The organism is Citrobacter sp. wls714, assembly GCF_005281025.1.
GTDB lineage: Bacteria > Pseudomonadota > Gammaproteobacteria > Enterobacterales > Enterobacteriaceae > Citrobacter > Citrobacter werkmanii.
The window spans coordinates 74,280-94,194 of the sequence record NZ_SZWZ01000031.1 but is presented as its reverse complement, the minus strand read 5'-3'; the positions used below and the strand labels follow the sequence as shown (position 1 = coordinate 94,194).

Genomic DNA, 19,915 nt, shown 5'->3' with positions numbered 1-19,915 from the left:
TGTCGATATGACAAAATAAATTGTCAAAATGACTATGAGGTTGCCATGAGCTTTTCAGTAGATGTGCTGGCGGGTATCGCCATTGAATTACAAAGTGGTATCGGACATCAGGACCGTTTTCAGCGCCTGATCACGACCTTGCGCCAGGTGCTGGAGTGCGACGCATCGGCACTGCTGCGCTACGAGTCGCGACAGTTTATCCCGCTGGCTATCGATGGCCTGGCGCAGGATGTCCTCGGCCGCCGCTTCACGCTGGAGGGACATCCGCGGCTGGAGGCGATTGCCCGCGCCGGGGACGTGGTACGTTTTCCTGCCGACAGCGATCTGCCCGATCCTTATGACGGGTTAATCCCGGGTCAGGAGAGCCTGAAAGTCCATGCCTGCATTGGGTTGCCGCTGTTTGCCGGACAAAATCTGATTGGCGCGTTAACGCTGGATGGCATGGAGCCCGATCAGTTCGATGTCTTCAGCGATGAAGAGCTTAGGCTAATTGCCGCTCTGGCGGCGGGGGCGCTGAGTAATGCGTTGCTGATTGAACAACTGGAAAGCCAGAATATGCTGCCGGGTTCGTCGACGGCTTTCGAGCAGGTGACGGAAACCCAGATGATTGGTCTGTCGCCCAATATGATGCAGTTGAAAAAAGAGATTGAGATTGTGGCAGGGTCCGATCTCAACGTACTGATAAGCGGCGAAACCGGGACCGGGAAGGAGCTGGTAGCCAAAGCTATCCATGAAGGTTCGCCGCGTGCGGTGAATCCGCTGGTGTATCTCAACTGCGCGGCGTTGCCCGAAAGCGTGGCGGAAAGTGAACTTTTTGGTCACGTAAAAGGGGCTTTTACCGGGGCTATCAGTAATCGTAGCGGTAAGTTTGAAATGGCGGATAACGGCACGCTGTTTCTCGACGAGATTGGCGAACTCTCGCTGGCGTTGCAGGCCAAGCTGCTGCGCGTATTACAGTATGGCGATATTCAGCGTGTGGGGGACGATCGCAGCCTGCGCGTTGACGTGCGCGTACTGGCGGCGACCAATCGTGATTTACGCGAAGAGGTGCTGGCGGGGAATTTTCGCGCAGATCTGTTTCATCGCCTGAGCGTTTTTCCCCTTTCCGTGCCGCCACTGCGTGAGCGCGGCGAAGATGTAGTGCTGCTGGCGGGCTATTTTTGCGAGCAATGTCGGCTGCGGCTGGGACTTTCCCGCGTGGTGTTAAGCCCCGGCGCGCGTAATCATCTGCTGAGTTACGGCTGGCCCGGAAACGTGCGCGAGCTGGAACATGCCATTCATCGGGCGGTTGTGCTGGCAAGGGCTACCCGGGCAGGGGATGAGGTGGTGCTGGAGGCACAGCATTTTGCCTTGCAGGATGAAAGCCCTGTACCGCAGCCGGACGTCGTGGCAGAGATCCCGCAGCATCACAATTTGCGTGAGGCAACGGAGTCATTTCAGCGCGAGATGATCCGCCGGGCCTTGGCGCAAAATAATCACAATTGGGCGGCAAGCGCGCGGGCGCTGGAAACAGACGTCGCCAACCTGCACCGGCTGGCGAAACGCCTGGGGCTGAAGGATTAGATAATACCGGCCTGATAGAAATCCTGCAGGTTGATAGCACCGGTGAGTTTTCCGTTTTCATCTACCACCGGTGCGGCAGTGATTTTGCGTTTCATCAGGATCTCTTTGGCGTCAATCGCGCGGCTCTGCGCTTGCAGCGTAATGCCATTATGGGTCATTGCTTCGCTAACCTGCGTGGTGAGCGCGCCGCCGCCAACCAGCCAGCGGCGCAGGTCGCCGTCGGTAAAGACGCCTTTCACCAGCGACGCATCGTCACAAACAGCCACCAGACCAAGGCCTGTGCGGCTCAGCTCCAGCATCGCGTCCATGACGCTGGTAGTCAGCGTCACCTGCGGAATGGCATCGTCACGGCGCATCAGATGATGCACTTTATTTAACAGACGAGCGCCCAGCGCGCCAGCCGGATGCGAGCGGGCAAAATCTTCTTCGTTAAAGCCGCGCGCCTGCATCACGGCGATTGCGAGCGCGTCGCCCATCATCAGCGTATTCACGGTGCTGGAGGTCGGCGCCAGGCGCATCGGGCAGGCTTCACGTTCAACAGAAATATCCAGCACGGCTTTGGCCGCCAGGCCCAGCGGCGAAGTCGGTTTTCCGGTCATTGCCAGCAGGGCGACGGATTTGTCTTCCAGGCGCGGGATGATGAGATCCAGCTCTTTCGCACCGCCGGAGTAGGAGATAAACAGCATGACATCACGGCTTTCGATCATCCCTAAGTCGCCGTGCAGGGCTTCAGCGGGATGCACAAAAAAGGCTGGGGTGCCGGTACTGGCGAGGGTCGCAGCAATTTTTTTGCCAATATGGCCTGATTTGCCAATCCCGGAGACAATGACTTTGCCTTCACAGTGGATGATCGTATTGGCGGCGCGGACAAAATCATCGCCCAGCCGCTCTGGCAGTCGGCTGGCTTCCTGTAGTTCCAGCATTAACGTCTGACGGCCCGCGTTCAGTAGTGCATCACTCATTGGTTTCTCCGGTTATGATTACTTCAATCCCTTTTGCTTCCAGCGCCTGACGAAATGCAGGGTCGATACCCGCATCGGTAATCAGCTTGTCGACGCTTTCCAGACTGCACACAACATTAGGGCTTTTACGCCCAAATTTTGAGGAGTCGGCCATCAGAATCACTTCGCGAGCGGCATTGCACATCGCTTTACTGACGCTAAACACCTCATTAAAGGTGGTCACGCCGGCATTGAGATCAATGCCGTCGGTACCCATGAAGAGTTTATCAAAGCTGAATTGCTCAAAGGCGTTTTCTGCCAGCTGACCGTGAAATGACGCAGATTTTTTGCGAAAGGTCCCGCCGGGCATCAGGATGGTTTGCTCGTTGTCCAACTCCGAAAGGGCGTTAACAATGTGCAGACTGTTGGTCATGACGGTGATGTTGCTAAAGCGGGTAAGCATCGGCACCATCTGCAATACGGTGCTGCCCGCATCCAGAATGATGGAATCGCCATCATGGATATAATGGACGGCGGCTTCGGCAATCTGCTCTTTTTTGTGCGTGTTGATTAGCGTTTTGTGATCGATAGGCGGATCGGATTCGTCTTTATTTAACACCACGCCGCCATAGGTACGAATGACGGTTCCGGCATTTTCCAGAATGACCAGGTCTTTGCGAATGGTTGTGCCGGTGGTGTCAAAGTAGTGGGCCAGTTCTTCAACCGAGCATTTTCCCTGCTTTTGCAGGTGCTCCAGTATGGCAGCCTGACGCTGACGAGGTTTCATAGGCGTGATTACCCTGACTTATATTTACCCGTCATACTTCAAGCTGCATGTGCGTTGGCTTTACTCGCTCACCCCAGTCACGTACTTATGTACGCTCCTGGGGATTCGCTTCGTCGCCGCCTTCCTGCAACTCGAATTATTTAGGGTATAGGTTGCAAAATGATAATTTCGCAAGCTATTAGCATTCACAACGAAATTACCCATATTTCATTTTAAGCGCCAATGATAGTGCATTCTGCGCTAACGGATCATGGGGAAAGATCACATCAGGCTGTAAATCATCAAGATGTTTGCCCATTATCGTGGCAATTTTTCCGGGTCTGGCGAATACCGTCAGACCTTTCATAAATAACGTATCGGTAACCCGCTGCTGCTCATCAAGCGCGATGGCGACGACCACGCGCGGTTTAAACCGTCCGCCGGAGCGACCCACGCCAACCCGACCCCGCTGACAAAGTTTATCGAACGCGCGATTAAAGCGGGATATTTGCCAGCCACCGAGCGCCAGTTGCAGGCACCAGACGATGGCGGCGACGGTAATCAGTGCGGAAACCATAATGCGCTCCTTTGATTTTGCCGGATGACGGCTGCGCCTAATCCGGCTGCATAATATTCGTAGGCCCGGTAAGCACAGCGCCACCGGGCAGTCATACCTCTTAGAACATCACCTGACCGCCGGTGACGTTAATCGATTGTCCGGTGCAGTAAGAGGCTTTCGAACTGGCATAAAACAGCAGCATGTTCAGCACGTCCTGATAATCGCAGCCGCGTTTGAGCGGAACCTTATCAATGTAATACTGCTCTACTTCATCCGGCTTAAGGCCCAATTTGGTTGCATATTGCGGCAATAATGACTGAAACATAGGTGATTTCAACAGGTTGCCGAGCATCAGCGAATGGACGGTAATACCGTATTCCGCCAGATCCAGCGCCAGCGATTGGGTTAAACCCACGCCGCCGAATTTTGCCGCGCTGTAGCCCGAATTGTGTTTACTGCCTACTTTCCCTGATTTGGAGTTGATCTGGATAATGCGTCCCTGAACGCCATCGCGGATCATCAGGCGTGAGAATTCACGGGCGCAGAGGAAGTAACCGACCAGATTGACCTGCAGAGAGCGGTCGAAATCCCCAAGCTGAAAATCGCTGATAAACGCGGCTTTAGCGATACCTGCGCTGTAAACCAGCAGGTCGACGCGACCGAATATTTCATCCACTCCGCGTGACAGTGCCAGCACGCTCTGTTCGCTGGTGGCATCAGCGCCAAAACCGTACGCTGTGCCTGCGCCAAACTCGGCGTTAATCTCCTGCGCGACGTTGGCGGCTTTATCACTTTGAATATCCACCACCGCAACGCGGTATCCTTCTGTCGCAAGCCCACGGCAAAGGAATGCCCCCAGGGTCTGGCCTCCACCAATGACAACGGCAACCTGATTCATCTTTTTCTCCTTCAATCTTAAGCAACAAACTTCAAAATACAGCCCGGCGCGATATCGTCCGGTACAGGGCCCGCCACATGTACGGTGCCTGGGAATTCCGCTTCGCTGAGTCCGTCAAAACGTAGAGTGATATGCCCCAGTTCACGTAAGTTCTGTTCCGCTACGCTGCCAACGGCGGTGACCGGGTAGTGATGCTGGCCTAGTTCAAACTGGAGTCCAGCTTGCAAAGCGCCATTCAGCTCCCCGTGGCAATGGATGAAGCAAAACTCTTCGATATCCGCTGGAGCACCTTCACGAAAGGTAATCAACATCTGGTCGCAAAGTGCGTCCGGGGCACTCTGTCCGATACGGGTGATGGTGGTTTGATAAATCACGGTCATTTTTGAGTGCCTCTTATTGGTAAATAAAGCCGGATACAAACCAGGCGATGAGAACGGTAGGCGCGCCGGTCAGGAAGCGGCTTACCAGGACGGATGGCACACCGACGCGGACCGTGTCCTGACGCGCTTCGGCCAGCGATAACCCCACGGGAATAAAGTCGCATGCCGCTTGCGCATTAATGGCAAACAAGGCCGGTAACGCCAGATGGGGAGGGATGTTCCCCAGGCCAATCTGTACGCCGATCAGCACCCCGATAACCTGGGCGATGACCGCACCAGGGCCGAGGAAAGGCGACAACAGCGGGAAAGAGCAAATCAGCGCCAGCGTCACCAGTCCCAGCGGGTGGCTGGCGAGCGGTGCGAGTCCATGGGCTATCCAGTCTCCCAGACCAGAAGCCATGATGATGCCGATCAGCGCTGAGACGAACGCCATAAACGGCAGAATGGTTTTCAGAACGGTATCAATAGTGTCGCGACCGGCCTGGAACAGGACAGCAACGGCCGATCCCATGCCCATCCCAACTTTTGCCAACAGACCATCGCTTTGTTCAGTAATCTTTTTACTGGTGTCGTAATCGCGACCGATAGTGCTGCTTGCAGGCTGCGGCGCAGCGGATGCTTCCCCGACAACGGTAATGTTTTCTTCTTTCACGCCAGAGACATAGATATCTTCAACAATGTACTGGGCCAGCGGACCGGATTTCCCCGTGGCGTGAATATTTATCGTGGGTATGCGACGTTTGGGATAGATCCCACAGCGTAGCGTGCCGCCGCAATCGATGATCGCCACAGCAATTTCATTCTCCGGCGGTTCGCCCTCTTTGAAACCATCAACGGCCTGCCAACCGGTCAGGTTCGCCAGCTTGTCGACAATCGCAGGGCGAGTCCCGGCAGTGATATAGACAATCTTTTTGCCTGGTACGGCATCCAGTTCAAGCGGGCCGCCCCAGCCGCCGGTGCCTTTTTCAATACGAATACGCGTCATGATGTTGCTCCCGCCAGATGAACTTTCTGCTCAAGTTGAATGCCCATTTTTTTCTCAAAAATGGCGGTGGTGAAATCGGTCACCCAGCCGCGGAAGAAGTTGGTCACCAGTCCGACCAGCAAATAGCTCACCGCCAGCGGGCCAAGCGGAAGGCCCAGCGTCGTCAGGCCGCTGGCGATACCCAGATAGACAAACAGCTCGCCGGGGTTGATGTGCGGGAATAAGCCATTCATGGAATGGCAGCTATAAGAGGCCGCTGCGTAATAGCTGGGCTTGTACTTTTCTGGCATAAAGCGGCCCAGGCTCAACGTCATCGGATTACAAAACACAAATGTGCCGATGCACGGCAGCAGCAGATAGCGGGACAGTGGATTTCCGGCGCAGCGCTGGGCAAAACGTTCAATACGCTGCTGGCCGATAAAGTTAATCAGCGCATTCATGATGACCAGCAGGCTAATCAGTAGGGGAAGAATACCGGTCACCATGCCGGTAAACACCTCTCCGCCTTTCTGGAACAGCCCGATAAACCACTCAGCACCGAGTGTGATGGTGTCGATCATTATTCTCTCCTGTAGGGGTTTTTAGTTATCTTGCCAAACGGAAATTAATTTTAATCAGATCGAAAGATTTAAAAGTGTTATTTTGATCTCAAAATGAAAGATAAATATTTTAATGTGAAAGTTATTGCGTAAGCGCTCGCAAATATGACGGTCGGAAGTGCAAGAGGGGGGAAATTCTGTGAAGCAGAGCGACTACTGCTTCCTTGTATGGCGGAGGATGCTTTACCATACTTCTCCCAGGCTGAATTTGTTTAATGGATGTCTCATGTTCAAGCGTCGTTATGTAGCGTTACTTCCCCTTTTCGTATTGCTTGCTGCCTGTAGCAGCAAACCTAAACCTTCAGAGACTCAAACGACTACGGGTACGCCATCCGGCGGTTTCCTGCTTGAGCCACAGCATAATGTCATGCTAACGGGCGGCGATTTTGCCAATAACCCGAACGCGCAACAGTTCATCGAGAAGATGGTGAACAAGCATGGCTTTGACCGTCAGCAGTTGCAGGAGATCCTGTCGCAGGCCAAGCGCCTGGATTCGGTATTACGTTTAATGGACCGTCAGGCGCCGACGACGCAACCGCCAGCCGGACCTAACGGCGCATGGTTGCGTTATCGCAAACAATTCATCACCCCGGACAACGTACAAAACGGCGTAGCCTTCTGGAATCAATATGAAGATGCCCTGAACCGCGCGTGGCAGGTCTACGGCGTTCCTCCGGAAATTATCGTCGGCATTATTGGCGTGGAGACGCGCTGGGGCCGCGTGATGGGCAAAACGCGAATTCTGGATGCGCTGGCGACGCTGTCCTTTAATTATCCTCGTCGTGCGGAATACTTCTCTGGCGAACTGGAAACTTTCCTGTTGATGGCGCGAGATGAAAGTGATGATCCGCTCGATTTGAAAGGTTCCTTCGCCGGTGCGATGGGCTACGGCCAGTTTATGCCGTCTTCCTATAAAGAATATGCGGTCGATTTCAATGGCGATGGACACATTAACTTGTGGGATCCGGTAGATGCCATCGGTAGCGTGGCGAACTATTTTAAAGGCCATGGCTGGGTAAAAGGCGATACGGTCGCGGTGCCGGCGAATGGTCAGGCGCCTGGGCTGGCGAACGGCTTTAAAACCCAGTACAGCATTTCACAGCTTGCCGCCGCGGGACTGACGCCGCAGCAGTCGTTGGGGAATCATCAGCAGGCCAGCCTGCTGCGCCTGGACATTGGCACCGGTTATCAGTACTGGTACGGACTGCCGAACTTCTACACTATCACCCGCTATAACCACAGTACCCACTACGCGATGGCCGTGTGGCAACTGGGTCAGGCGGTAGCGCTGGCGCGCGTACAGTAATCGCTCCCCGGCCTACAGTAAGATATTGCTTGTAGGCCGGATAAGATGCTCTGACATCGCCATCCGGCAGGTCTTATTTTGCAACGGATCAATTTTTGGAATCCCCCTCGTAAAACGTTCTCCTCATCCCCACATTGGTTGTGAAAGTGCTATCTTGTCCGGCATATTTTTTTAACTGACAGAGGCTGAAATGACCGACAGTGAACTGATGCAGTTAAGTGAGCAGGTTGGCCTGGCGCTGAAAGTGCGCGGGGCGACCGTTACGACAGCGGAATCCTGCACCGGCGGCTGGGTGGCCAAAGCCATTACGGATATTGCTGGCAGCTCCGCCTGGTTTGAACGCGGGTTCGTGACTTACAGCAACGAGGCCAAAGCGCAGATGATTGGCGTGCGCGAAGAGACGCTGGCCCAGCATGGCGCGGTGAGTGAGCCGGTGGTCGTGGAAATGGCGATTGGCGCGCTAAAGGCGGCACGCGCGGACTTTGCTGTATCGATCAGCGGTATTGCGGGGCCGGATGGCGGAAGTGAAGACAAGCCCGTGGGTACGGTGTGGTTTGCCTTCGCCAGCGCAAGCGGCGAGGGGATTACCCGTCGGGAATGCTTCAGCGGTGACCGCGACGCGGTGCGTCGGCAGGCAACTGCCTATGCGTTGCAAACCCTGTGGCAACAATTTCTACAAAATACTTGATACTGTATGAGCATACAGTATAATTGCCTCAACAGAACATTATCTTTCACGTTTTGCGGTTTAAACCGAAAGCGGCATGACAGGAGTAATTAATGGCTATCGACGAAAACAAACAGAAAGCGTTGGCGGCAGCGCTGGGTCAGATCGAAAAGCAATTCGGTAAAGGCTCCATCATGCGCCTCGGTGAAGACCGTTCCATGGATGTAGAAACCATCTCCACTGGTTCGCTTTCTCTGGATATCGCACTGGGCGCGGGCGGTTTGCCAATGGGCCGTATCGTCGAAATCTACGGGCCTGAATCTTCCGGTAAAACGACGCTGACTCTGCAGGTTATTGCCGCCGCTCAGCGCGAAGGTAAAACCTGTGCGTTCATTGATGCGGAACACGCGTTGGATCCCGTCTATGCCCGTAAGCTTGGCGTTGATATCGACAACCTGCTGTGTTCCCAGCCGGATACCGGTGAACAAGCCCTGGAAATCTGTGATGCGCTGGCGCGTTCCGGCGCGGTTGACGTTATCGTTGTCGACTCCGTGGCGGCGCTGACGCCGAAAGCGGAAATCGAAGGCGAGATTGGCGACTCTCACATGGGTCTTGCGGCGCGTATGATGAGCCAGGCGATGCGTAAGCTGGCCGGTAACCTGAAGCAGTCCAACACGCTGCTGATTTTCATCAACCAGATCCGTATGAAAATTGGCGTGATGTTCGGTAACCCGGAAACCACTACCGGTGGTAACGCGCTGAAATTCTATGCCTCCGTTCGTCTGGACATTCGCCGTATTGGCGCAGTGAAAGAGGGCGACAACGTGGTCGGTAGCGAAACCCGCGTTAAGGTCGTGAAAAACAAAATCGCCGCGCCGTTTAAACAGGCTGAATTCCAGATTCTGTACGGTGAAGGTATCAACTTCTATGGCGAACTGGTTGACCTGGGCGTAAAAGAGAAGTTGATTGAAAAAGCCGGTGCATGGTACAGCTATAACGGTGAGAAAATCGGTCAGGGTAAAGCGAATGCGACCAATTGGCTGAAAGAAAACCCGGCAACCGCAAAAGAAATTGAGAAGAAATTGCGCGAGTTACTGCTCAATAACCAGGATTCAACGCCAGATTTCTCCGTTGATGACGGTGGTGCAGACGTAGCAGAAACGAACGAAGATTTCTGATAATCTGTTTTACATCGCATAATAGTAAAGGGCTGCATATCATGCAGCCCTTTTGCATTTCTGAAGGTTTACTATGACAGATGCAACTTCCCGCCGATCCGCTTATTCCCGACTGCTTGACCGCGCTGTGCGTATTCTGGCAATGCGCGATCACAGCGAGCAGGAACTGCGGCGTAAGCTGGCCGCGCCGGTGATGGGTAAACATGGACCGGAAGACATTGATGCTTCTGCGGAAGATTACGACAAGGTCATTGCCTGGTGCATTGAAAGTCGTTATCTGGATGATGACCGCTTCGTTCAGCAGTTTATCGCCAGCCGTAGCCGTAAAGGCTACGGGCCTGCGCGAGTGCGGCAGGAACTCAGTCAGAAAGGGATCTCGCGTGAGGCTATCGAGCGCGCCATGCGCGAGTGTGAAATTGACTGGGCAGTACTTGCGCGCGAGCAGGCAATCCGGAAATACGGTGAACCTTTACCAGTGGATTTTTCAGATAAGGTAAAGGTCCAGCGTTTTTTGCTCTATCGTGGCTATCTGATGGAAGATATTCAGGCAATATGGCGAAATTTTGACGATTGAACGCATACGGGATTTTACTTCCCAGTAAAGAAAACTTATCTTATTCCCACTTTTCGATTGCCAGAGGCGCAGTTTGCTGCCGATGCTGGTAATGACATTTCGTTAGCTTGATTTCTTCAGGATAATTATGAGCAAGAGCACCGCTGAGATCCGTCAGGCGTTTCTCGATTTTTTCCATAGTAAAGGACATCAGGTAGTTGCCAGCAGCTCCCTGGTACCGAACAATGACCCTACTTTGTTGTTTACCAACGCCGGGATGAACCAGTTCAAGGATGTTTTCCTTGGCCTCGACAAGCGTAATTATTCCCGCGCAACCACCTCGCAGCGTTGCGTGCGTGCGGGTGGTAAGCACAACGACCTGGAAAACGTCGGTTACACTGCACGTCACCACACCTTCTTCGAAATGCTGGGCAACTTCAGCTTCGGCGATTATTTCAAACACGACGCCATTCAATTCGCATGGGAACTGCTGACCGGTGAAAACTGGTTTGCCCTGCCAAAAGAGCGTCTGTGGGTCACCGTCTATGAAACTGACGATGAAGCCTATGAAATCTGGGAAAAAGAAGTTGGTATTCCGCGCGAGCGTATCATCCGCATTGGTGATAACAAAGGCGCGGCCTATGCATCCGATAACTTCTGGCAGATGGGGGACACCGGTCCTTGCGGTCCGTGTACCGAAATTTTCTACGATCACGGCGACCACATTTGGGGCGGCCCTCCGGGAAGCGCAGAAGAAGATGGCGATCGCTACATTGAGATCTGGAACATCGTCTTTATGCAGTTCAACCGTCAGGCTGACGGCACCATGGAACCGCTGCCGAAGCCGTCCGTGGATACCGGTATGGGTCTGGAGCGTATTGCGGCCGTGCTGCAACACGTTAACTCCAACTATGAAATTGACCTGTTCCGCTCACTGATCGAATCCGTGGCAAAAGTTACTGGCGCGACCGATTTGAGCAACAAGTCGCTGCGCGTTATCGCCGACCATATCCGTTCCTGCGCATTCCTGATTGCCGATGGCGTTGTTCCGTCGAATGAAAACCGTGGCTATGTGCTGCGCCGTATCATTCGTCGCGCGGTACGTCATGGCAATATGCTGGGCGCGAAGGATACCTTCTTCTACAAGCTGGTTGGTCCGCTGGTGGAAGTCATGGGGTCAGCAGGTGAAGAACTGCAGCGTCAACAGGCTATGGTTGAGCAGGTTCTGAAAACCGAAGAAGAACAGTTCGCGCGTACGCTGGAGCGTGGTCTGGCACTGTTGGACGAAGAACTGGCAAAACTGACCGGTGATACGCTGGATGGCGAAACCGCCTTCCGTCTGTATGACACCTACGGCTTCCCGGTTGACCTGACGGCAGACGTTTGCCGCGAGCGCAACATCAAGGTTGACGAAGCGGGCTTTGAAGCCGCAATGGAAGAACAGCGCCGTCGTGCGCGTGAAGCCAGCGGCTTTGGCGCAGACTACAATGCGATGATTCGTGTTGATGGCGCTTCAGAATTTAAAGGGTATGAGCATCTTGAGCTGAACGGCAAAGTGACTGCGCTGTTTGTCGATGGTAAAGCGGTAGACGCCATTAACGCCGGTCAGGACGCTGTTGTTGTACTGGATCAGACGCCGTTCTATGCGGAATCTGGTGGTCAGGTTGGCGACAAGGGCGAACTGAAAGGTGCGGGCTTTGCGTTTGCCGTGAGCGACACGCAAAAATATGGCCAGGCGATTGGTCATATCGGCAAACTGTCTGCGGGTTCTCTGAAAATTGGCGATGCAGTGCAGGCTGATGTGGATGAAGCTCGTCGTGCGCGTATCCGTTTGAATCACTCCGCAACGCACCTGATGCACGCGGCGCTGCGCCAGGTATTGGGCACCCATGTGGCACAGAAAGGCTCGCTGGTTAACGATAAAGTGCTGCGTTTCGACTTCTCTCATACCGAAGCCATGAAGCCTGCGGAAATCCGTGCCGTTGAAGATCTGGTGAATGCGCAAATTCGTCGCAACCTGCCGATTGAAACGAACATCATGGATCTGGAAGCGGCGAAAGCCAAAGGCGCAATGGCGCTGTTTGGCGAGAAATATGATGATCACGTGCGCGTTCTGAGTATGGGCGATTTCTCCACCGAACTGTGTGGCGGTACTCACGCCAGCCGTACGGGGGATATCGGTCTGTTCCGCATTGTGTCTGAGTCAGGCACGGCGGCGGGCGTTCGTCGTATCGAAGCCGTAACCGGTGAAGGCGCTATCCAAACCGTGCATGCTGAGAGCGACCGCTTAAGCGATATCGCGCAGCTGCTGAAAGGCGATAGCCAGAATATCGGTGATAAAGTGCGTTCTGTACTGGAACGTACGCGTCAACTCGAAAAAGAATTGCAGCAATTGAAGGAACAGGCTGCGGCGCAGGAGAGTGCAAATCTCTCCAGCAAAGCGGTTGATATCAACGGCGTGAAGCTGCTGGTCAGTGAACTCGCGGACGTTGAGCCGAAAATGTTGCGTACCATGGTTGATGATCTGAAAAATCAACTGGGGTCTACCGTTATCGTTCTGGCAACGGTAGTTGAAGGTAAGGTTTCTCTGATTGCTGGTGTGTCTAAGGATGTGACAGACCGTGTGAAAGCAGGGGAGCTGGTTGGTATGGTCGCTCAGCAGGTAGGCGGTAAGGGTGGCGGTCGTCCGGACATGGCGCAAGCCGGTGGTACGGATGCAGCGGCTCTGCCTGCAGCGTTAGCCAGTGTGAAAGGCTGGGTCAGCGCAAAACTGTAATAACTATAAGCGTAAGTCGACGCTGCGGGCTTCAATCCGCAGCGTTTGCATCAACGCTATCGACAACGATAAAGTCAGGTTGAAGTTGTGTATATCGGCTAAACTTAGGTTTAACAGAATGTGATGCCGTGACTGCTTACACTTAGGTGTTTGTCATCGCTTACTTTTTGGCGTTATATGATGGATAATGCCGGGATACAGAGAGACCCGACTCTTTTAATCTTTCAAGGAGCAAAGAATGCTGATTCTGACTCGTCGAGTTGGTGAGACCCTCATGATAGGCGATGAGGTCACCGTGACAGTTTTAGGGGTGAAGGGCAACCAAGTACGCATTGGCGTAAACGCCCCGAAAGAAGTTTCTGTCCATCGTGAAGAGATCTACCAGCGTATCCAGGCTGAAAAATCCCAGCAGTCCAGTTACTAAGGTTTTCGCGTCTCACCTTTCTGGTGAGGCGCAACCTGATTGAGTTGTCTTCTTTCTTCGCTTTTCTGCTTCATTCCCTCGTTTTCTCGTTTCCCATACACATATTGTCGTTCCCGGCGAATTTTCTGTTTCTTAATTGCCAGCAGGAAACTGCCAATTTATCTGTTGATAAAACACTCTTTTTGCCGTTTTTGCAGACTAATTGCGCGTGAAATGTGCAAACGATAAAAGCTCTGGAAAAATTGTTTGACTTATAAGTCCCAGAAAGTAATATGTGCGCCACGCAGCGACGATGAGCAGAAAGAAGTTCTTCGAAGCACTCGCAAGAGGCGTGTTGGTGAGGTGGCCGAGAGGCTGAAGGCGCTCCCCTGCTAAGGGAGTATGCGGTCAAAAGCTGCATCCGGGGTTCGAATCCCCGCCTCACCGCCATTTGCATCCGTAGCTCAGCTGGATAGAGTACTCGGCTACGAACCGAGCGGTCGGAGGTTCGAATCCTCCCGGATGCACCATATTACTTGATAGCGCTTTAGTAGCGGTATCAATGTCGGCAGTAAAGCAAGTTTCACCGATGCATCCGTAGCTCAGCTGGATAGAGTACTCGGCTACGAACCGAGCGGTCGGAGGTTCGAATCCTCCCGGATGCACCATCTCTTGTTTTCTCCAATCTAGTTTCACCGATGCATCCGTAGCTCAGCTGGATAGAGTACTCGGCTACGAACCGAGCGGTCGGAGGTTCGAATCCTCCCGGATGCACCATCTCTTGTTTTCTCCAATCTAGTTTCACCGATGCATCCGTAGCTCAGCTGGATAGAGTACTCGGCTACGAACCGAGCGGTCGGAGGTTCGAATCCTCCCGGATGCACCATCTCTTGTTTTCTCCAATCTAGTTTCACCGATGCATCCGTAGCTCAGCTGGATAGAGTACTCGGCTACGAACCGAGCGGTCGGAGGTTCGAATCCTCCCGGATGCACCATCTCTTGTTTTCTCCAATCTAGTTTCACCGATGCATCCGTAGCTCAGCTGGATAGAGTACTCGGCTACGAACCGAGCGGTCGGAGGTTCGAATCCTCCCGGATGCACCATTTTCTCCTAAATAATAGCGAAACTGTTATTTCACGGTCTGCGAGATAATCGCCAGCACCAGGGAGGATAACGTTGCTTCAGCAACGGCCCGTAGGGCGAACACTAGTGAGTAATCCTCCCGGATGCACCATCTTCTCCTGAATAACAGCGAAACTGTTGTTTCATGGTCTGCGAGATAATCGCCAGCACCATCTCCCACTTGAATTATTTCCACATACTCTCTGAACATCCCTCAATTCGCTGTCAGCGACAAAATCAATCAATTACGATAAAATAACGTCTGGTCATTCGGCTTGTGAGAAGACGATGTACGAACGTTATGCGGGTTTGATTTTTGATATGGATGGCACCATCCTGGATACCGAACCTACGCACCGTAAGGCGTGGCATGAGGTATTGGGCCATTATGGGCTAAGGTTTGATGAACAAGCCATGGTCGCCCTCAATGGTTCCCCAACGTGGCGTATTGCCCAGTCGGTTATTGAATTGAATCATGCCGATCTTGACCCTCATGTTTTGGCACGAGAAAAAACGGACAAGGTAAAAAGCATGCTGCTGGATAGCGTCCAGCCTTTACCGTTGGTTGAAGTGGTGAAAGACTGGTATGGTCGCCGTCCTATGTCGGTAGGGACGGGGAGTGAAAGCGCAATTGCAGAGGCTCTGCTCGCTCACCTTGGTCTGCGTCGCTATTTTGATGCTGTGGTTGCTGCCGATCACGTACAACGCCATAAGCCTGCTCCTGATACGTTCTTGCTCTGTGCTGAGCGAATGGGGGTTGTTCCGGCGCGCTGCGTCGTGTTTGAAGATGCCGATTTTGGACTGCAGGCGGCGAACGCAGCGGGGATGGACGCCGTGGATGTTCGGTTATTGTGAGTGATGGACTATCGCTCCTGTCACTGTTTGCCAGCAGTTTTCTCAGCGCCACGCTATTACCCGGCAATTCTGAAGTTGTTCTGGTTGCCTTGCTGGTTTCTGGGGCCAGTCATCCCTGGGTCTTAGTCTTAACAGCAACAATGGGTAATAGCCTTGGAGGGTTAACTAACGTTATCCTTGGGCGTTTCTTTCCATTGCGTAAAACATCGCGCTGGCAAGAGAAAGCCACTGGTTGGCTGCGGCGCTATGGCGCTGTCACACTATTATTAAGCTGGATGCCGGTTGTGGGTGATTTACTGTGCCTGTTAGCTGGATGGATGCGCATCTCGTGGGGCCCAGTTCTCTTTTTCTTATGCCTTGGCAAGGCGTTGCGCTATGTTGTTGTCGCAGCGGTTACGACGCAAGGCATTATGTGGTGGCACTAATTGTGTTGTGAGATAGCCTTCAGGGTAACCAATACCATTATGCTAATTAAAACGATTTTGACAGGCGGGAGGTCAATTTGATCCCGAACGTATCACAGGCGCTGGCCTGGCTGGAAAACCATCCTCAGGCGTTAAAGGGGATTCAACGTGGGCTGGAGCGTGAAACGCTGCGCGTTAATGCTGATGGGTCATTGGCAACGACAGGCCATCCTGAGGTGTTAGGCTCAGCGCTAACACATAAGTGGATAACCACGGACTTTGCCGAAGCGCTGCTGGAGTTTATTACTCCACCTGGCGACGATATTCATAAAATGCTGACGTTCATGCGCGACCTGCATCGTTATACCGCCAGAAACCTGGGTGACGAGCGTATGTGGCCGTTGAGCATGCCTTGCTATATTGCCGAAGGTCAGGATATTGAGTTGGCTCAGTACGGTACGTCGAATACCGGTCGTTTGAAAACGCTTTATCGTGAAGGCCTCAAAAACCGTTACGGCGCGTTGATGCAGACCATCTCCGGCGTACATTACAACTTCTCGCTACCGATGGCTTTCTGGCAGGCGAAATGCGGCGTAACGGACGGTGAAGATGCTAAAGAGAAGATCTCCGCAGGTTACTTCCGTCTGATCCGTAACTATTACCGTTTTGGCTGGGTCATCCCGTATCTGTTTGGCGCTTCTCCGGCCATTTGTTCCTCCTTCCTGCAAGGAAAACCGACCACCCTGCCGTTTGAAAAAACCGACTGTGGGATGTATTACCTGCCGTACGCTACGTCGCTGCGTTTGAGCGATTTGGGCTATACCAATAAGTCGCAAAGTAATCTCGGAATTACGTTTAACGATTTGCATGAGTATGTGGCAGGATTAAAGCGCGCGATCAAAACCCCTTCCGAGGAGTACGCGGCGATCGGTCTGGAGAAGGACGGTAAGCGTCTGCAAATTAACAGCAACGTTTTGCAGATTGAAAATGAACTGTATGCGCCTATTCGTCCAAAACGCGTTACTCGTCGTGGTGAAACACCTTCTGACGCGCTTCTGCGTGGCGGTATTGAGTACATCGAAGTACGTTCACTGGATATTAACCCGTTCTCACCAATCGGCGTAGACGAGCAACAGGTGCGCTTCCTCGATCTGTTTATGGTCTGGTGCGCATTGGCCGATGCGCCGGAAATGAGTAGCGATGAGCTGTTATGTACGCGTACTAACTGGAATCGCGTTATTCTGGAAGGGCGTAAGCCTGGCCTGACCTTAGGCATTGGCTGTGAGGCAGCGCAGTTCCCGCTGCCGAAGGTAGGTAAAGATCTGTTCCGCGATCTGAAACGCGTGGCACAAACGCTGGACAGCATCGATGGGGGAGAGGAGTATCAGAAGGTCTGTGATGAACTGGTTGCCTGTTTTGACAATCCTGAACTGACTTTCTCTGCCCGGATCCTACGGTCTATGATTGATGAAGGCATTGGCGGTACGGGGAAAGCGTTGGGTGAGGCTTACCGCAATCTGCTGCGCGAAGAGCCGTTGCAGATCGTGCAGGAAGAAGAGTTTATTGCTGAAACCGAAGCTTCAAAGCGTCGTCAGCAGGAGATCGAAGCGGCTGATACCGAGCCGTTTAGCGTGTGGCTGGAAAAGCACGCTTGATACAAAAGAAAAAGGCCACTCGGGAGTGGCCAAAATTTCATCTCTGAAAACAGGGATGATGATAACAAATGCGCGTCTTTCATATACTCAGACTCGCCCCGGAACAAAGAGTTCAGATTATTTTTAAAAAATTTATCGGAGGTGGCTAAATGCCGTTGTTAGATAGTTTTACTGTCGATCACACCCGGATGGAAGCTCCCGCGGTCCGGGTTGCAAAAACGATGAACACCCCGCATGGCGACGCAATCACCGTGTTTGATCTGCGTTTCTGCATTCCGAACAAAGAAGTGATGCCTGAGAAAGGTATCCACACGCTGGAACACCTGTTTGCAGGTTTTATGCGTAACCACCTCAACGGTAACGGCGTTGAGATTATTGATATCTCTCCGATGGGATGCCGCACTGGCTTCTACATGAGTCTGATTGGTACCCCGGACGAGCAGCGTGTTGCCGACGCGTGGAAAGCGGCGATGGCTGACGTACTGAAAGTGCAGGATCAAAACCAGATCCCTGAGCTGAACATTTACCAGTGCGGCACGTATCAGATGCACTCGCTCAGTGAAGCGCAGGACATTGCCCGTCATATCCTTGAGCACGATGTGCGCGTGAACAGCAATGAAGAGCTGGCGCTGCCGAAAGAGAAGTTGCAGGAGCTGCATATTTAGTTGTCATGCAGGAACGCATCTAATCCGGCTGACAAATAATAGGCGCCAGCTGGTATAAAAAAGCCAGTTCATTTGAACTGGCTTTTTTGATCAATGCGCGCCGCCGCCACCGCCGCCTGCACCAAACGGTGGTTTAGCGAACCAGACAAGACCAAGCAGCACCAGGAAGATCCCCGCCGACATCCAGAAGATTTCGTTGGCGGAAATGATCAGCCCTTGATTGGTTATCTGTTGGGCCAGCCAGCCAGAGGCTTGCTCCTTGCTCATCCCTAATCCCTGCAGCTGGTTATACATAGCCTGTGCATTTGGGTTGTAGGGGTTAACAGACTCCGTTAACTGCGCATGGTGTAGCGACTCACGGTTAGTCCACATTGTCGTGGTAATGGAAGTCCCGATAGAACCTGCCAGCGTTCGCGTAAAGTTAGACAAGCTGGAAGCCGCAGCCAGACGTTCAGGTGGTAAACCGGACAGCGTAATGGTTGTCAGCGGCATAAAGAAGCAGGCTACTGCGAAACCCTGAATAAACTGCGGCCAGGCCGATGCGCCAAAGTCCATACCCGGTTCGAACGTCCACGCACGCCAGTAGAAACAGACGGCGTACATAATAAAACTGAAAGTGACCAGCCGACGCATATCCAGCTTATGCGCGAAGCGACCGATTATCGGCGACAGGATCACCGGGATCACCCCAACCGGCGCGGAGGCCAGACCGGCCCAGGTTGCCGTATATCCGTAAACCTCCTGCAATAGCTGCGGCAGCAGGACGATTGCGCCGAAGTAGAGCATATAGGCCAGACTGATACACAAGCAGCCGATGGTAAAGTTTCGCGACTTAAACAGCGAGAGGTCGACAATCGGATGCTCGTCGGTAAGCTCCCAGACGATCAGGAAGCTGATAGCGACAACGGCAACCACCGTCAGGATGATAATCTCCTGTGAGGCAAACCAGTCCAGCTCTTTGCCGCGGTCGAGCATAATCTGCAAGCTACCGATACCAATGACCAGCAATGCCAGACCAATGGCGTCAATGCGTCGCTGCTCGGTTTTGGTTTCTCGCCCGCGTAGAGTTTGCAGGGTCATCAATACCACCGCCGCGCCGATTGGCACGTTGATGAAGAATATCCAACCCCAGTGATAGTTGTCGCTAATATAGCCCCCAAGAATCGGGCCGCATATTGGGGCGACAATCACCGTCATCGACCATAGCGCGAGGGCGATGGAACGCTTGGCGGGAGGATAATTATTCAGCAACAGGCTTTGCGAAAGCGGAATTAATGGACCGGCGACAATCCCTTGTACCACGCGGAAGAAAATCAGCATGTTCAGGCTGTTGGACATACCGCACGCCCACGACGCAATGGCGAAAGCGATAGTCGACCACATAAATAGCTTCACTTCGCCAACGCGCTTTGCCAGCCAGCCGGTGATCGGAATAGAGATAGCGTTCGCCACCCCAAAAGAGGTGATCACCCAGGTCCCCTGGCTCAGCGAAGAGCCCAGGTTCCCGGCGATAGTGGGGATCGCCACGTTAGCAATGGTGGAGTCCAGCACCTGCATGAATGTCGCCATAGACAGCGCGATCGTCATAATGACGAGCTGCGCGCCTTCCAGCGGTTTTTGCTGTTGCATCACACGCACC

Annotated in this window: 19 protein-coding genes and 7 tRNA genes; 18 read left to right on the top strand and 8 right to left on the bottom strand. The window is 53.2% G+C overall.

Annotated features, from left to right (window positions below; all coding sequences use genetic code 11):
• Positions 1–45: 45 nt before the first annotated feature.
• On the top strand, positions 46–1,563 hold the full coding sequence (gene norR, locus FDX11_RS07400) for a nitric oxide reductase transcriptional regulator NorR (protein WP_085048872.1): 1,518 nt from the start codon (positions 46–48) through the stop codon (positions 1,561–1,563).
• On the opposite strand, the gene gutQ is transcribed toward norR, so the two are convergent.
• The 7 genes from gutQ to srlA form a co-directional block, all read right to left on the bottom strand.
• A complete protein-coding gene (gene gutQ, locus FDX11_RS07395) occupies positions 1,560–2,525 on the bottom strand; it encodes an arabinose-5-phosphate isomerase GutQ (protein WP_038633059.1) in 966 nt (321 codons plus the stop codon). The two genes, norR and gutQ, sit on opposite strands and share 4 nt — an antisense overlap.
• On the bottom strand, positions 2,518–3,291 hold the full coding sequence (locus tag FDX11_RS07390; RefSeq protein WP_137361200.1) for a DNA-binding transcriptional repressor: 774 nt from the start codon (positions 3,289–3,291) through the stop codon (positions 2,518–2,520). The genes gutQ and FDX11_RS07390 overlap by 8 nt, the downstream gene beginning before the upstream one ends.
• Before the next feature lie 196 nt (positions 3,292–3,487).
• A complete protein-coding gene (gutM, locus tag FDX11_RS07385; RefSeq protein ID WP_137397692.1) occupies positions 3,488–3,847 on the bottom strand; it encodes a transcriptional regulator GutM in 360 nt (119 codons plus the stop codon).
• 100 nt (positions 3,848–3,947) lie between these two features.
• A complete protein-coding gene (srlD, locus tag FDX11_RS07380) occupies positions 3,948–4,727 on the bottom strand; it encodes a sorbitol-6-phosphate dehydrogenase (protein ID WP_006687183.1) in 780 nt (259 codons plus the stop codon).
• Positions 4,728–4,744: 17 nt separating this feature from the next.
• Positions 4,745–5,107, bottom strand: a complete 363-nt coding sequence (srlB, locus tag FDX11_RS07375) for a PTS glucitol/sorbitol transporter subunit IIA (protein ID WP_042310558.1) — start codon at positions 5,105–5,107, stop codon at positions 4,745–4,747.
• A 13-nt stretch (positions 5,108–5,120) separates the two neighbouring features.
• A complete protein-coding gene (locus FDX11_RS07370; protein WP_042310556.1) occupies positions 5,121–6,092 on the bottom strand; it encodes a PTS glucitol/sorbitol transporter subunit IIB in 972 nt (323 codons plus the stop codon).
• Complete coding sequence (gene srlA / locus FDX11_RS07365; RefSeq protein ID WP_003825953.1) at positions 6,089–6,652, bottom strand: PTS glucitol/sorbitol transporter subunit IIC; 564 nt, start codon at positions 6,650–6,652, stop codon at positions 6,089–6,091. Before srlA ends, FDX11_RS07370 begins: the two co-directional genes overlap by 4 nt.
• A gap of 265 nt (positions 6,653–6,917) precedes the next feature.
• Between srlA and mltB the strand changes: the two genes are divergently transcribed.
• From mltB to luxS, 17 genes are all read left to right on the top strand, one after another.
• On the top strand, positions 6,918–7,997 hold the full coding sequence (gene mltB, locus FDX11_RS07360) for a lytic murein transglycosylase B (protein WP_038633043.1): 1,080 nt from the start codon (positions 6,918–6,920) through the stop codon (positions 7,995–7,997).
• A gap of 190 nt (positions 7,998–8,187) precedes the next feature.
• Entirely contained in the window at positions 8,188–8,685 is a 498-nt protein-coding gene (gene pncC, locus FDX11_RS07355) for a nicotinamide-nucleotide amidase (protein WP_061382322.1), read from the top strand.
• Between the two features lie 92 nt (positions 8,686–8,777).
• Entirely contained in the window at positions 8,778–9,842 is a 1,065-nt protein-coding gene (gene recA / locus FDX11_RS07350; protein ID WP_042310549.1) for a recombinase RecA, read from the top strand.
• 73 nt (positions 9,843–9,915) lie between these two features.
• Complete coding sequence (gene recX, locus FDX11_RS07345) at positions 9,916–10,416, top strand: recombination regulator RecX (RefSeq protein ID WP_061382321.1); 501 nt, start codon at positions 9,916–9,918, stop codon at positions 10,414–10,416.
• Positions 10,417–10,543: 127 nt separating this feature from the next.
• A complete protein-coding gene (gene alaS / locus FDX11_RS07340; protein ID WP_042310544.1) occupies positions 10,544–13,171 on the top strand; it encodes an alanine--tRNA ligase in 2,628 nt (875 codons plus the stop codon).
• Positions 13,172–13,409: 238 nt separating this feature from the next.
• Entirely contained in the window at positions 13,410–13,595 is a 186-nt protein-coding gene (csrA, locus tag FDX11_RS07335; RefSeq protein WP_000906486.1) for a carbon storage regulator CsrA, read from the top strand.
• 336 nt (positions 13,596–13,931) lie between these two features.
• A tRNA-Ser gene (locus FDX11_RS07330) sits at positions 13,932–14,024 on the top strand.
• Between the two features lie 3 nt (positions 14,025–14,027).
• Positions 14,028–14,104: transfer RNA gene (locus tag FDX11_RS07325), tRNA-Arg, on the top strand.
• Between the two features lie 61 nt (positions 14,105–14,165).
• Positions 14,166–14,242 (top strand) — tRNA-Arg (locus FDX11_RS07320).
• A 32-nt stretch (positions 14,243–14,274) separates the two neighbouring features.
• Positions 14,275–14,351 (top strand) — tRNA-Arg (locus FDX11_RS07315).
• A gap of 32 nt (positions 14,352–14,383) precedes the next feature.
• Positions 14,384–14,460, top strand: a tRNA-Arg gene (locus tag FDX11_RS07310).
• 32 nt (positions 14,461–14,492) lie between these two features.
• Positions 14,493–14,569 (top strand) — tRNA-Arg (locus FDX11_RS07305).
• A 32-nt stretch (positions 14,570–14,601) separates the two neighbouring features.
• Positions 14,602–14,678: transfer RNA gene (locus FDX11_RS07300), tRNA-Arg, on the top strand.
• A gap of 307 nt (positions 14,679–14,985) precedes the next feature.
• On the top strand, positions 14,986–15,552 hold the full coding sequence (gene yqaB / locus FDX11_RS07295) for a fructose-1-phosphate/6-phosphogluconate phosphatase (RefSeq protein ID WP_042313099.1): 567 nt from the start codon (positions 14,986–14,988) through the stop codon (positions 15,550–15,552).
• Positions 15,549–15,977 carry a YqaA family protein gene (locus tag FDX11_RS07290; RefSeq protein WP_042313100.1) on the top strand — a complete coding sequence of 143 codons (429 nt, stop codon included), beginning with the start codon at positions 15,549–15,551 and terminating at the stop codon, positions 15,975–15,977. The genes yqaB and FDX11_RS07290 overlap by 4 nt, the downstream gene beginning before the upstream one ends.
• 77 nt (positions 15,978–16,054) lie before the next feature.
• On the top strand, positions 16,055–17,611 hold the full coding sequence (gene gshA, locus FDX11_RS07285) for a glutamate--cysteine ligase (RefSeq protein ID WP_042313103.1): 1,557 nt from the start codon (positions 16,055–16,057) through the stop codon (positions 17,609–17,611).
• 149 nt (positions 17,612–17,760) lie between these two features.
• Entirely contained in the window at positions 17,761–18,276 is a 516-nt protein-coding gene (luxS, locus tag FDX11_RS07280) for an S-ribosylhomocysteine lyase (protein WP_006687194.1), read from the top strand.
• 90 nt (positions 18,277–18,366) lie between these two features.
• Here luxS and emrB read toward each other — a convergent pair whose 3' ends face one another.
• Positions 18,367–19,905, bottom strand: coding sequence for a multidrug efflux MFS transporter permease subunit EmrB (gene emrB / locus FDX11_RS07275; protein WP_042313106.1), 1,539 nt, complete (start codon positions 19,903–19,905; stop codon positions 18,367–18,369).
• Positions 19,906–19,915 lie beyond the last annotated feature (10 nt).

Excerpts from the sequence above, each read along its gene's own strand:
- gutM (WP_137397692.1), bottom strand. The coding sequence starts at position 3,847 with ATGGTTTCCGCACTGATTACCGTCGCCGCCATCGTCTGGTGCCTGCAA.
- alaS (WP_042310544.1), top strand. The coding sequence starts at position 10,544 with ATGAGCAAGAGCACCGCTGAGATCCGTCAGGCGTTTCTCGATTTTTTC.
- recX (WP_061382321.1), top strand. The coding sequence starts at position 9,916 with ATGACAGATGCAACTTCCCGCCGATCCGCTTATTCCCGACTGCTTGAC.
- recA (WP_042310549.1), top strand. The coding sequence starts at position 8,778 with ATGGCTATCGACGAAAACAAACAGAAAGCGTTGGCGGCAGCGCTGGGT.
- FDX11_RS07390 (WP_137361200.1), bottom strand. The coding sequence starts at position 3,291 with ATGAAACCTCGTCAGCGTCAGGCTGCCATACTGGAGCACCTGCAAAAG.
- srlD (WP_006687183.1), bottom strand. The coding sequence starts at position 4,727 with ATGAATCAGGTTGCCGTTGTCATTGGTGGAGGCCAGACCCTGGGGGCA.
- yqaB (WP_042313099.1), top strand. The coding sequence starts at position 14,986 with ATGTACGAACGTTATGCGGGTTTGATTTTTGATATGGATGGCACCATC.
- mltB (WP_038633043.1), top strand. The coding sequence starts at position 6,918 with ATGTTCAAGCGTCGTTATGTAGCGTTACTTCCCCTTTTCGTATTGCTT.
- luxS (WP_006687194.1), top strand. The coding sequence starts at position 17,761 with ATGCCGTTGTTAGATAGTTTTACTGTCGATCACACCCGGATGGAAGCT.
- pncC (WP_061382322.1), top strand. The coding sequence starts at position 8,188 with ATGACCGACAGTGAACTGATGCAGTTAAGTGAGCAGGTTGGCCTGGCG.
- srlA (WP_003825953.1), bottom strand. The coding sequence starts at position 6,652 with ATGATCGACACCATCACACTCGGTGCTGAGTGGTTTATCGGGCTGTTC.
- srlB (WP_042310558.1), bottom strand. The coding sequence starts at position 5,107 with ATGACCGTGATTTATCAAACCACCATCACCCGTATCGGACAGAGTGCC.
- norR (WP_085048872.1), top strand. The coding sequence starts at position 46 with ATGAGCTTTTCAGTAGATGTGCTGGCGGGTATCGCCATTGAATTACAA.
- gutQ (WP_038633059.1), bottom strand. The coding sequence starts at position 2,525 with ATGAGTGATGCACTACTGAACGCGGGCCGTCAGACGTTAATGCTGGAA.
- FDX11_RS07370 (WP_042310556.1), bottom strand. The coding sequence starts at position 6,092 with ATGACGCGTATTCGTATTGAAAAAGGCACCGGCGGCTGGGGCGGCCCG.
- emrB (WP_042313106.1), bottom strand. The coding sequence starts at position 19,905 with ATGCAACAGCAAAAACCGCTGGAAGGCGCGCAGCTCGTCATTATGACG.
- csrA (WP_000906486.1), top strand. The coding sequence starts at position 13,410 with ATGCTGATTCTGACTCGTCGAGTTGGTGAGACCCTCATGATAGGCGAT.